The following is a 12493-nucleotide window of genomic DNA, read 5'->3' on the forward strand; positions in this document are numbered from 1 at the left end:
CCCATTATTTATACAGGTGTCTGTCAGATTACATCTGGTTCAGATTCTTTTCTGCCCAGATCCGTTTTCCATCGAGTAAAGTGGCCATCGGCGTACGCCCGCAGCACATTTTTCCCTGATGAGTTCGCTCATTATTGTAATGCCACAACCAGTTGTCCAGATCTACCTGCAGGCTTTCCAGGTCTCCATATAACTTCTTGCCGAACGTAACCTGATAAAAATCCTGCAAAATGGTTTTATGGAAGCGCTCGCAGATGCCGTTCGTCTGCGGAGACATCGCCTTCGTTTTCGTATGCTCGATATCGTTGATAGCCAGATAAAGCTGATAATCATGCTGCTCCACTTTACCACAGTACTCCGTACCCCTGTCGGTCAGTATTCTCAGCACCGGCAGTCCCTGAGCCTCGTAGAACGGGAGTACGCTATCATTGAGCAGGTCGGCGGCGGTGAGCGCTGTTTTATTCGTATACAGCTTGCAGTGCGCCACTTTCGAGTACGTATCCACGAACGTCTGCTGGTAGATACGGCCCACCCCCTTCAGATTGCCCACGTAGAAGGTGTCCTGCGAGCCCAGATACCCGGGATGTGCCGTCTCGATTTCACCACAGGCCTCATCATCGTGCGCCTTCTTCTCCAGGGCTGCGATTTGAGCGTCGGTAAGGACAATGCCTTCTCTGGCGACCTTTTCCTCAAGCGCCTTCAGGCGTTTACGGAAGTTCTCCAGGTCGTGTCGTTGCCAGATGGAGCGCACGCCGCTGCCGGAGATAAACACGCCTTTTTTACGCAGCTCATTACTGGTCCGGTGCTGCCCATGGGGCGGGAACTCAATAGCATAATCAACAACCGCGCGTTCAGTGGCTTCGTCGGCGCGGTTCTTCAGGTTCGGAACCCGGCGGTTCTGGTTAACCAGCGCATCAATGCCACCTTCAGCAGCCAGTTCCTGATAACGATAAAATGCATCGCGTGACACGCTCATGATCTTGCAGGCTTTTGATACGTTACCGAGTTCTTCGGCGAGATTGAGCAGGCCGGCTTTGTGTTTGATAATGGGATTGTTAGTATGAAGCATGAGAATTACCTCGCGTTTTGTTTAAGGATTAGACACCCATATCAAAACCGGTAACTCTCAACCTTTCAAGGTCCAGTGTTAGATCTAGTCGCGACTAATACAGCTAATAACGTCAAGGTATTTAGCAGGATGGATAGTCCGGCAAGCAGCGCTGGGGCGCTTTCTTTACGCCCTCGTTTTTGTTGTCGTCCGGATAATCGGCAAATTAACTGACGGGCTGCCGCATTGTCGTCTCCTTCAGCGCGTTGCAGCCGCCATACCAGCACACATGCCATGCTAGGCACCAGCACTGCGCTGAAGCCATTTTTCTACATCATGGCAGGCACCTTTCAGCAGCTTAAAAAAGGATTCAATACCCCAGCGCCAGTAATACCAGCGAGCGACTTCCGCGCTGGTGAGCTCGTTGCTAACGTTTGTGAGCAGCGTCCAGCGTCCGATAAATTTACTGTGAGTATCGGTAAGGAGAACCACAACTAATCTGAGTGTCAGAGCTACGCCTGGCTGAACTTTCACTCGCCGTCCGGTGTTCTTGTCTTTCCGCTTCGGTTTTGCTGTTCGCGTTATGATCACGGATGTTTCCCCGATCTCCATATTGGCTTTTTTCCCTTTCCAGCCAACCTGTCCGTTTGCGATAAATGGCAGATCTTCTGCAATTTCACCAATTTTACGGGTGTCACCGCCCCACTCGGCCCGATGCCCTTCCTTTCCCCGGATAAGCCAACATATTCCTTGGGAGCTTAATGTGCGCATATGCCCGATAGAGTCACCTTCACGCTCAATGAGATGAACTAACTTCTTCCCGGTATCAAGAGACTCAACACGGGCGATATCAGCCGTCAAAGCATCCATATGAGTCAGACTCTCAGACAAGCCCTCGGTTAGCGTTGAACGACAACCCGCCCTATCGGTTAGAGTTTGAGACAGGGGCGCTATTGGTAAACCATTTGCAGCATCAACCAGTAGGCGGGTTTGTAGTTCATAACCGACGTCGCCACCATGCGCCATTTTCAAACGTTCTTCTTTCCCATTGTGGGTACGAAACTGTAAATGAGATCAGTCGTGAACGACGGGAGCGTATGGATGCGGGCTAAGTGCAACCTGCCGGAGAGCCAGCGAAATAATCGGTTCATTGAGCTGACTGAAGCTAATACGTTCATTATTAAAAAAACGCCAAACGGCCTGAGTAGTGGCGAATGTTGTTTTCTGCGCGCAGGCAAGGTCTTTAACGGCTGACGCCAATGGTGCTGGGGGAGTCATGTGTTGCTTAACCAGACGCTGATAACGCCGGTTAAGGCGGGCATCAATCCCACCGATGGATAAGTTGAGATCATGCAGCAACGTAATAGCAGATATTGCAAAAGATGTGTAGATACCTATGCTTCATGGGAATGGCCACGGTGGGCGGGAATGACGGTGAGAGTCGCTGGCTGTCAGCAACGTCAGCCAGCCAACGCGGACTTATTCAGCATCGCGCTGCGTATGCAGCATATAGTTCACGTCCACATTAGGACCGAGCGTAAAACGATCGCGCAGCGGGTTATAGTGCAGACCGGTGATGTGCTGTTCCGCCAGCGAGGTGCCATCCACCCAATTCAGCAACTCCGCCGGGCGAATAAATTTCTTCGCGTCATGAGTGCCCTTCGGCACCATTTTCAGCACGTATTCAGCACCGAAAATCATCAATAGCCAAGCTTTGGCATTGCGGTTGATGGTCGAGAAGAACACGTGTCCGCCTGGTTTGACCAAGGCGGCACAGGCGCGCACCACCGATTGCGGGTCTGGCACATGTTCCAGCATCTCCATACACGTCACCACGTCATAGCGCCCGGTATGTGCCTCCACGGTTTCCTGCACATACTGCACGCTGACGCCGCTCTCCAGCGCATGCAGCCTGGCAACCTGCAACGGTTCGGCACCCATGTCTAATCCGGTAACCTCTGCACCTTCGCGCGCCATGCTCTCCGCCAGAATGCCGCCACCACAGCCGACATCCAGCACCTGCTTGCCAAACAGCCCATCGGCGCGGCGTGCGATGTAGTCAAGTCGCAGCGGGTTGATGCGGTGCAGCGGTTTGAATTCACCTTCCAGATCCCACCAGCGTGAGGCGACGGCTTCAAACTTGGCGATTTCATCATGATCGACATTCTGTGTCTGTATTTCTGCGTTCATGCGGTATACAACCTTTTGTTATTCTCATCTGCGGTGAGTATATCGGGTGTAGGCAGGATGTAGTAGCGATTCTCCTTTTTGCCTCGGCGATGCAAAAGGCGGTGAATGAAAGAAAAGCGTCATTACTCGTGCGTGTATTTTCCCTGTCAGGTGGGTTTTGTGCTACCATTTTCCACCTTTTGAACTCGGGTTGATGCGTTAATAGAGGGATAGCGGCTCCATGAGCGACCTTGCCAGAGAAATAACACCGGTCAATATCGAAGATGAGTTGAAAAACTCCTATCTGGACTATGCCATGTCCGTTATTGTCGGGCGTGCCTTGCCTGATGTTCGTGACGGCTTGAAACCCGTGCACCGACGCGTGCTGTACGCGATGAGCGTGCTGGGAAATGACTGGAACAAACCCTATAAAAAATCGGCCCGTGTGGTCGGCGATGTTATCGGTAAATACCACCCGCACGGTGATTCCGCCGTGTATGAAACCATCGTGCGCATGGCGCAACCTTTCTCCCTGCGCTACATGCTGGTGGATGGTCAGGGCAACTTCGGGTCGATAGATGGCGACTCGGCGGCGGCCATGCGTTATACCGAAATTCGCATGTCGAAAATCGCCCACGAGCTTCTGTCGGATCTGGAAAAAGAGACGGTCGATTTTGTGCCCAACTACGATGGCACAGAACAGATCCCCGATGTAATGCCGACGCGTATTCCTAACCTGCTGGTGAACGGTTCTTCCGGTATTGCCGTTGGGATGGCGACCAACATCCCCCCCCACAACCTGACGGAAGTGATCGACGGCTGCCTAGCGTATATCGACAACGAAAACATCAGCCTGGAAGGCTTGATGGCGCATATCAAAGGGCCGGATTTCCCGACTGCGGCGATCATCAACGGCAGACGCGGCATTGAAGAGGCGTACCGTACCGGGCGCGGCAAAATTTACATCCGCGCACGCGCCGAAGTGGAAGTGGACGACAAAAATGGTCGTGAAACCATTATCGTGCACGAGATTCCCTATCAGGTGAACAAAGCGCGCCTGATTGAAAAAATCGCCGAGTTGGTGAAAGAGAAACGCGTCGAAGGCATCAGCGCATTGCGCGATGAGTCCGATAAAGACGGCATGCGTATCGTGATTGAGATCAAACGCGATGCTGTGGGTGAAGTGGTACTGAATAACCTCTACTCGCTGACTCAGCTTCAGGTCTCGTTCGGCATCAACATGGTGGCATTGCATCAGGGCCAGCCGAAGATCATGCCGCTCAAGGACATTCTGGTTGCCTTTGTTCGCCACCGCCGTGAAGTGGTGACGCGCAGAACCATTTTTGAACTGCGCAAAGCTCGCGAGCGTGCCCATATTTTAGAAGGCCTGGCGGTTGCGCTGGCAAATATCGATCCGATCATTGAAGCGATTCGCAATGCACCAACGCCGGCAGAAGCCAAGGCGGCATTGATTGCTCAAGCTTGGGATCTGGGCAACGTTGCGGCGATGCTGGAGCGTGCTGGTAATGATGCTGCGCGTCCTGACTGGCTGGAGCCGGAATTTGGGATTCGTGACGGTAAATACCACCTGACTGAGCAGCAGGCTCAGGCGATTCTGGATCTGCGGTTGCAAAAACTGACCGGTCTGGAACACGAAAAGCTGCTGGATGAATACAAAGAGTTGCTGTTGCAGATCGCCGAACTGCTGCGCATTCTGACCAGCCCTGAGCGTTTGATGGAAGTCATTCGTGAAGAGCTGGAAGCGATCAAGACACAGTACAGCGATGCGCGTCGCACGGAAATCACGGCCAATAGCGCTGACATCAATATCGAAGACCTGATCAATCAGGAAGATGTAGTGGTTACGCTTTCCCATCAGGGGTATGTCAAATACCAACCGCTGAGCGACTATGAAGCGCAGCGTCGTGGGGGCAAAGGCAAGTCAGCGGCACGCATCAAGGAAGAAGATTTTATCGACCGTCTGCTGGTGGCTAACACCCATGACACGATCCTCTGCTTCTCCAGCCGTGGCCGTCTCTACTGGCTGAAGGTGTACCAATTGCCGGAAGCAAACCGCGGTGCGCGTGGGCGTCCTATCGTCAACCTGTTGCCGTTGGAGCCGGAAGAGCGCATTACTGCCATTTTGCCGGTGCGTGAATACGAAGAAGGCCAAAACGTGTTTATGGCGACTGCCAGCGGTACGGTGAAGAAAACGGCGCTGACCGAGTTTAGCAATCCACGTTCGAAAGGGATTATTGCCGTTAATCTCAATGAGGGCGACGAACTGATCGGCGTTGATTTGACGGACGGTGAGAACGAGGTGATGCTGTTCTCTGCGGAAGGTAAGGTGGTGCGCTTCTCCGAAGCGGCTGTGCGTGCTATGGGACGTACCGCTACTGGTGTACGCGGTATCAACCTTCAAGGTGACGATCGCGTGGTGTCTCTGATCGTGCCGCGCGGTGAAGGTGATATCCTTACTGTCACGCAAAACGGCTTCGGTAAGCGTACTGCGGTGAGTGAATACCCGACCAAGTCTCGTGCGACCAAAGGCGTTATCTCTATCAAAGTGAGCGAGCGTAACGGTAAGGTTGTTGGTGCGGTGCAGGTCGATGAGCTGGATCAGATCATGATGATCACAGATGCCGGTACGTTGGTGCGCACCCGTGTCTCTGAGGTCAGCATCGTAGGCCGTAACACCCAGGGCGTGACGCTTATCCGCACTACGGAAGACAAAAACGTGGTAGGGCTGCAACGTGTTGCTGAGCCGGTCGAAGATGAAGAGCTCGACAGCGTGGCAACCGCGCCGGGTGAAGTCGCCGAAGAAGAAGACGGCATTAATGATGATGCTGAAATCGACGACGATGTGGCTGACGACGAATAATCGCGTGCTACACCAATGAAACAAAAGCCAGCACCTCAGATGCTGGCTTTTTTTATGCCCTCTCGGTACTGTATCAACACGCCTTTCCCCTGCAACCATTTACCTACTTGATGGAATAAATTTGAAATACCTCGCTTCATTTCACACGACGCTGAAAATTTCCCGCTACCTGTTCAGGGTGCTGGCGATGATGTTATGGATGCTGGGGGCGCTGATTTCCATCTTCTATTTCAGCAAGCTGCTCAACGATAAAGAAGCTGAGTTGCGCCTAGAATATAACCAGAGCTACGATCAGTCGCAGGAGTATATTCGTCGCACCACGGACATCGTGCGGGAATTACGCTATGTGGCTGTCAGCCATGTCAATACAGCGCCCGCGCACGCTACGCCGTCTTCCGCCAATACCCTGCGTACACCGCTGCTTTCGCTCTATCTCTTAACCGCAGGTGCAGACTGTCAGGCTATCTATCAGACCCAAAAAGGGCAGTTGAATGCCGTCAGCGCTTTTTTTACCGATTGGCAGGATAACTTCTCCACGGTATATGATCTGAACCGGGTGTTTTTTGTCGATGGTGCCTGGCAGTGCATGATGGATTTTGGTATCCGCAATCAGGCACTGGATCGCGATAATTTGTTGCAGAACCTGCAAGAACGTTTTGCCGATAAAAAGCATGCGACGCAAGGCGAATGGCGCGATGAAACGGTGTATTGGATAACCCCGGCCTCCGATCCCGATATCGGCTATCTGTATGCCATTACACCGATTTATAAAGGGGATCGTCTGGAAACCCTGATGGGCATCGAGCAAACCATCCGTCTGGATGATTTTGTTGCCGCAGGCAAATTTACGGTCGGTGCCAAGCTGCTCGATCAGTTCAATCAGCCGTTGCTGCAATTTACCGATAAAGAGCACAATGGCTCTATGACGTCCAGCTACCCGAACGATCGCACCTATTTTGGTTATGTGGACGGTTACGACGAAATTATCCTGAAGAAAGCCTTACCGCCAACTGCCTTTAATATCGTCTATTTTATGCCGTTCAGCGTGCTGCTCTCGCAGTTAAACGCGCTGATTATCAATATCGTGTTGTTAAACCTGCTCTCTGCGCTGGTGCTGTTTATTCTCACCTGGACATTCGAACGCAAGATGTTTCTGCCCGCGCAAATTAACTCCTCTCAGCTGGAAGAGAACGAGCAGTTTAACCGTAAAATCGTGGCTTCTGCGCCGGTAGGCATCTGTATTTTGCGCATCAGCGACGGCACTAATCTGCTTAGCAACGAACTGGCGCATAACTACCTGAATTTGTTAACCCATGAAGACCGGCTCAAGATCACGCGCATTATCTGTGAACAGCAATCAAAATATGTCGATGTGGTTACCAGCAGGAACCATCACTTGCAAATCAGTTTCGTTCATTCTCGCTATCGTAATGAAAATGTGGCGATTTGTGTGCTCTCCGATGTGAGCGCGCGGGTCAAGATGGAAGAGTCTCTGCAAGAAATGGCCAATGCGGCTGAACAGGCGAGTCAGTCTAAATCGATGTTTTTGGCCACAGTTAGCCATGAACTGCGCACGCCGCTGTACGGGATTATCGGTAATCTGGATTTACTCCGTACCAAAAGCCTGTCGAAAGATGCGAATCGATTGGCGGCAGCGATGCAGAACTCCTCGGCACTGCTGCTCAAAATCATCAGCGATATTCTCGACTTTTCCAAGATAGAGTCTGAACAGCTTAAAATCGAACCCGCTATTTTTACCCCACAGGAAGTGGTCCGCCACATCACCAGCAACTATCTGCCGCTGGTGGTACGAAAAAATCTGACGCTCTACTGCTTTATCGATCCGTCGGTGCCAGCAACGTTGTCGGGTGATCCGGTACGTTTGCAGCAGGTGCTCTCTAATCTGGTGAGCAATGCGATTAAATTTACCGATACCGGCTGCATTATCTTTCAGGTGTGTTGCACCGACGGCTATCTCGAATTTTGGGTACGGGATACTGGCGTGGGGATTAACCCTCGCGAGGCGCTCAAGCTGTTCGATCCGTTTTTCCAGGCGGGTAGCGGCGTTCAGCGCCATTTTCAAGGGACCGGGTTGGGATTAGCCATCTGTGAAAAGCTGGTAAACCTGATGGATGGCGACATGTCACTGATATCGGAACCCGGGCTGGGCAGTCAGTTTGGCATTCGTATTCCGCTCTATCAGGCACATTACGACGTCCCGACGGTCAGCGATGCGCTCAGGCAGAAAACCTGCTGGCTGAGGATGCGTAATGCCAGTCTTGAGCACAACGCGCTCAGTTTACTGCAACAATATGGTCTCTCTGCGGCCCGTTATTCTGACCAGATTGTTCATGAGGATGACATCGTCATCAGCGATTATCCACAGGCTACGCCGCCGCTTTCGCGCTGGAGTGTGCTGTTTAGTCACATGCACATCGGCAGCGCGCAGGAGAGTGAGGCAGGGCGCTTGGTCATCAGCACCGCCGGATTGCCGGATTTACCGGCGCTGCTGGAACGCCTATGCCGTAACAAAGACGGAGAAGAGGGGGCGCTGGCCGTGCCGAGTACACGTTCCCAAACGCACTATAACCTAGTGGACAATAGCGATATATTGATTCTGGTGGTGGACGATCATCCGATCAACCGTCGTTTGCTCGCCGATCAGCTTGAATCGTTGGGTTATCAGGTCGTTACCGCTAATGACGGCGTGGATGCGTTAAGCACGCTGGCAAAGCAAACGGCTGATATTGTGCTGACCGATGTCAACATGCCGAATATGGATGGCTATACGCTGACGCGCACCCTGCGCGCGCAACGCTGGGAAGCGCCCGTGATTGGCGTCACCGCCAACGCACTCGCGGAAGAACGACAACGTTGTTTGTCGGCGGGGATGGACAATTGTTTATCGAAACCGGTTACGCTGGATGTACTGCAACAGTGTTTGGCGCAATACAGTCTTCAAGTGCGTGAACAGCGGAGTAGCGCAACGTAGGAGTGTTAGTGGTAACGTTCGTCGTTCCTAGGTCAGCAGGAACGACGGGGTGAGCGCGTGAAAGTGAAAACTCAGCGCTTACGCACTTTCTCCCGGTTCGGCTCCGTTGATGGAAGAGAGGTATTTCAGCAAGGCAATATCGTTATCAACACCCAGCTTGGTCATGGCAGATTTTTTCTGGCTACTGATGGTCTTGATGCTGCGGTTCAGCTTTTTAGCAATTTCCGTCACCAGAAAGCCTTCTGCAAACAGGCGCAGCACTTCGCTCTCTTTCGGTGACAGGCGCTTGTCGCCGTAACCGCTGGCGCTGATTTTTTCCAGTACCTTGGCAACGCTATCAGGGATGAATTTCTTGCCCTTTTGCAAGGCAGCCAGCGCCTTGGGCAAATCGGTCGGTGCCCCTTGTTTCAATACAATACCTTCGATATCAAGATCCAACACCGCGCTTAAAATGGCGAGGTTGTTATTCATTGTCAGCACAATGATCGCCAGATGGGGGAAATGGCGTTTGATGTATTTGATCAGCGTTATGCCATCACCGTATTTATCGCCTGGCATGGATAAATCGGTAATTAAAACGTTGGCATCCAATTTTGGCAGGTGATTGATCAGCGATGTTGAATCTTCAAACTCGCCCACCACGTTAACCCACTCAATTTGTTCAAGCGATTTTTTAATGCCAAAAAGGACAATCGGATGGTCGTCAGCGATAATTACGTTTAAATTACTCATCGTTTTATTTACTCGTCTTGTTGGCCATTAGGCTGCAATAATACACGGACAAGTTCGTCGATCTCATCAATATTGTGTTTGATTTCTTCACTCGCCTGTTCGGTAATATGCCGCTCAAGTTGTTCACACAATTGTTTGCCAAGGTGCAAGTTTAGCATAGCAAACACCCCCTTAAGTCGATGCGCCGTTTGTGCCAGCGTTGAAAAGTCGCCTGTTTCTGCATCAGTATATAGTTTGACAATGTCGTCGGGTACCGTTTCAACGAACAGCGAAAAATAGTCGCTGGCTTTTAGTTGACGGGCATATTCGTGAATATCCGTCGGCGCAGCATCCTGCGTAGCGACCTCAAATTGTTGCTCAATCAAGGTCAATACGGCATCTTGCAGCAGCTGACTGATATTAAAATTGGTACGTAATCGACGCGGCGCCAGTAAGGTCACTTGGGTATCCTCACCGTTCACCAGCAGCGTGTTATCCGCCATTTTTGCTTCGTCATCGACAATACGCAGATCGAACTCCTGGGGCATCTGGCGCTCATCGGCGGTGACACATTCGGCCCCCCAACTACAGAGCAGGTGCTGCACGATCAGACGTAACTCATTGGCGGTGATGTCTAACAGCACCGTCATGTCTTCCAGCAGTTTTTCGTCTTCATCTACGCTGTTGGTGCTGGCGGGCAACGTGACCGTCAGCTGATAGTGCGTGCCGAGATCTTGTTTACAGGAGATACTCAGCTCGCCGCCAAGCTTACGCGCGAGTTGATGGCACAGGAACAGTGCAAATCCCGAATTTTGTTGGGAGCGATCCGCCGATGGCACCGCTAGCCAGGGGTGGCGCAGATTATCCAGTTCTGCCGCTGACATGCGGGTGCCAGTATCGCTGAGCAGGATAGCGAGTTTGTCCGCCTGCTCGGCATCTGCTTCCAGCGTGAGCGTTATCTTGCCGTAATCCGTATTGGTGATGGCGTAATCGAGCAGCAGCAGCAGCGCTTTTCGCAGCATGGTCATGTCGCCCACATACAAACGTTGTGGTTCTAAGCGGTAGTGATGAAACAGGTGCAGCCCTTTTTGGGAAAGACGCGGCAGATTCGCAAGCAGCAAGCTATCCATCATCGCAAGGGGAGAAAAGGGCACCACGTCCGGTTGCCATGTGTCGCTGCCGAGCCGGTCATGGAGTGCAATATTATCCAGCAGCGCGATCGTTTGTGCCGCTTCATCTGAGGCTTTACGTAACAATCTGGTGCGAATATCGTCATCCGCTGTTTGTGCCAGGGACAGCAAATGTTGCTGTAAAGCCTGCATTGGCGTATGCAGCTCCTGACGAAGATTGGTTAACAGCCGTTGGCGCGCCAGCACGTTTTTGTCATATTCGCGCTGCGCCAATTGCATCTTCTTATGCACCAAGATTTCTTTATCCTGCTCGCGAATCAGAAACAGGTTGTACTCTGGCATCTGCGAGTGGCTGAACTGAAAAATCTCGTACATCTCGTTGTTGATGGTTGCCTGCACTACGCCCTGATGCTCGCGCGCCATCGCGGCGATTTTCTCCAAACTCAGGTGGGGCAACAGATGCTCGGCAATGGCGTTTTGTACCACCACGCGGTTGGCAGAAAAATCATAAACCAGAATACCAATCGGAACGCGTTTAACGATCTCCTGATAAAGCGCCTGCTGTTTCCGCAAGCGCGGTGACGGATCGTCGCGCGCATCGCTGTTGGGCTGACGCCACAGGTAGAACCCAGTCAGGGTTAGCGCCAGCAGCGCCAGATTTAGCAGCAGCAACCAGATATTATTACGCGCCATATCGGCAGCGAATTGCCGCAGAGGTAACTGATAAACGATATTCACCGGCGCGTTAACCAGCGGTGCAGCCACCTCTAACAGCGAACCGTTTAGCTGAACGCGGGTCGTATCCTCGTTATTGGTAAATGCTTCACTGCTGGTTCCCACGGTGTTCGAACGCAGGATGAAATTGTCGCGCGACAGCGTATGTGGGATCAGATCGTTGATGGGCAAATCAAAGGCAATGATGGTCGCCAGATGGCCCGGCTGGTTGAAGGTGGTGCGCAGTGTAAAATAGTAGTCATTATAAAAGCGCAGCTTGCGGATGGGAGAGAAGCTCTCGCGTTCATCAAGCGCGTTTGACTGTTGCAGCATATCCGTGCGTCGGGCTTCGGCAATCGCGGTGATATAGCTGCCACGAAACTGTGCGGAAATGTCTTTCAGTATCTGCGTGGAAATCATGCTCAGGCTGTTATCTACACCGTTGAGGTAGTACATGAAGTAGATATCGCTCTCTGCACCCCACAGGATATCGAGATAACGTGAAATCTTGCGCACCGCGCTCAGTGTTGATTTATCGTGCTGACCAAAGATGAGCGCATCGGTTTTCTGGCCGTTTTTTTCCACATAGAACACATCCGGCAGCAGACTGATGGCATTGACGCTGTCTTCTCCGTCAGCGACGGCGTCGTTGTTCAGATTGCTATAGATTTGGTAAGTGAAAAAGCGGTAGGCATCGATACGCTTTTGCATCCCAAGCGCGAGGGTGTTGAGCGTAGATTTCTTCTCTGCCAACCAGTTGTTCACGATATTGTAGCCCAGCGTGCCGGTTGTCAGTAGTAGCAACAGGGCGAACAAGGTAAGGTAGCGAAGCAGACTCGCAGGCATGA

General features: G+C 52.0%; 9 protein-coding genes. 2 read left to right on the top strand and 7 right to left on the bottom strand.

Annotated elements, in window-relative coordinates:
• Nucleotides 1-28: 28 nt before the first annotated feature.
• The 5 genes from ACD630_RS02005 to ubiG all read right to left on the bottom strand — a co-directional run bounded on the left by ACD630_RS02005 (nucleotide 29) and on the right by ubiG (nucleotide 3238).
• Complete coding sequence (locus ACD630_RS02005; protein ID WP_430357957.1) at nucleotides 29-1069, bottom strand: IS481 family transposase; 1041 nt, start codon at nucleotides 1067-1069, stop codon at nucleotides 29-31.
• A gap of 65 nt (nucleotides 1070-1134) precedes the next feature.
• On the bottom strand, nucleotides 1135-1344 hold the full coding sequence (locus tag ACD630_RS02010) for a hypothetical protein (RefSeq protein WP_430357958.1): 210 nt from the start codon (nucleotides 1342-1344) through the stop codon (nucleotides 1135-1137).
• Nucleotide 1345: 1 nt separating this feature from the next.
• The gene (locus tag ACD630_RS02015; protein WP_430357959.1) at nucleotides 1346-2074 is read right to left on the bottom strand and encodes a hypothetical protein; all 729 of its coding nucleotides are present in this window, start codon (nucleotides 2072-2074) and stop codon (nucleotides 1346-1348) included.
• A gap of 48 nt (nucleotides 2075-2122) precedes the next feature.
• Nucleotides 2123-2407 (bottom strand): hypothetical protein, encoded by a 285-nt coding sequence (locus tag ACD630_RS02020; RefSeq protein ID WP_430357960.1) that lies wholly within the window; start codon nucleotides 2405-2407, stop codon nucleotides 2123-2125.
• Between the two features lie 120 nt (nucleotides 2408-2527).
• Nucleotides 2528-3238, bottom strand: a complete 711-nt coding sequence (gene ubiG / locus ACD630_RS02025; protein ID WP_430357961.1) for a bifunctional 2-polyprenyl-6-hydroxyphenol methylase/3-demethylubiquinol 3-O-methyltransferase UbiG — start codon at nucleotides 3236-3238, stop codon at nucleotides 2528-2530.
• A 220-nt stretch (nucleotides 3239-3458) separates the two neighbouring features.
• Here ubiG and gyrA point away from each other — a divergent pair, with 220 nt between their 5' ends.
• A complete protein-coding gene (gyrA, locus tag ACD630_RS02030) occupies nucleotides 3459-6098 on the top strand; it encodes a DNA topoisomerase (ATP-hydrolyzing) subunit A (RefSeq protein WP_430357962.1) in 2640 nt (879 codons plus the stop codon).
• Between the two features lie 121 nt (nucleotides 6099-6219).
• Complete coding sequence (rcsC, locus tag ACD630_RS02035; RefSeq protein ID WP_430357963.1) at nucleotides 6220-9090, top strand: two-component system sensor histidine kinase RcsC; 2871 nt, start codon at nucleotides 6220-6222, stop codon at nucleotides 9088-9090.
• A 78-nt stretch (nucleotides 9091-9168) separates the two neighbouring features.
• Here rcsC and rcsB read toward each other — a convergent pair whose 3' ends face one another.
• Nucleotides 9169-9822, bottom strand: coding sequence for a response regulator transcription factor RcsB (gene rcsB / locus ACD630_RS02040; RefSeq protein ID WP_430357964.1), 654 nt, complete (start codon nucleotides 9820-9822; stop codon nucleotides 9169-9171).
• 8 nt (nucleotides 9823-9830) lie between these two features.
• Complete coding sequence (gene rcsD / locus ACD630_RS02045) at nucleotides 9831-12491, bottom strand: phosphotransferase RcsD (RefSeq protein WP_430357965.1); 2661 nt, start codon at nucleotides 12489-12491, stop codon at nucleotides 9831-9833.
• Nucleotides 12492-12493 lie beyond the last annotated feature (2 nt).

This window comes from Symbiopectobacterium sp. RP, assembly GCF_050472005.1.
Classification (GTDB): domain Bacteria; phylum Pseudomonadota; class Gammaproteobacteria; order Enterobacterales; family Enterobacteriaceae; genus Symbiopectobacterium.

Coding starts and splice junctions, on each gene's coding strand:
- ubiG (WP_430357961.1), bottom strand. CDS start 3,238: ATGAACGCAGAAATACAGACACAGAATGTCGATCATGATGAAATCGCC.
- ACD630_RS02005 (WP_430357957.1), bottom strand. CDS start 1,069: ATGCTTCATACTAACAATCCCATTATCAAACACAAAGCCGGCCTGCTC.
- rcsB (WP_430357964.1), bottom strand. CDS start 9,822: ATGAGTAATTTAAACGTAATTATCGCTGACGACCATCCGATTGTCCTT.
- ACD630_RS02015 (WP_430357959.1), bottom strand. CDS start 2,074: ATGGCGCATGGTGGCGACGTCGGTTATGAACTACAAACCCGCCTACTG.
- ACD630_RS02010 (WP_430357958.1), bottom strand. CDS start 1,344: ATGGCATGTGTGCTGGTATGGCGGCTGCAACGCGCTGAAGGAGACGAC.
- gyrA (WP_430357962.1), top strand. CDS start 3,459: ATGAGCGACCTTGCCAGAGAAATAACACCGGTCAATATCGAAGATGAG.
- rcsD (WP_430357965.1), bottom strand. CDS start 12,491: ATGCCTGCGAGTCTGCTTCGCTACCTTACCTTGTTCGCCCTGTTGCTA.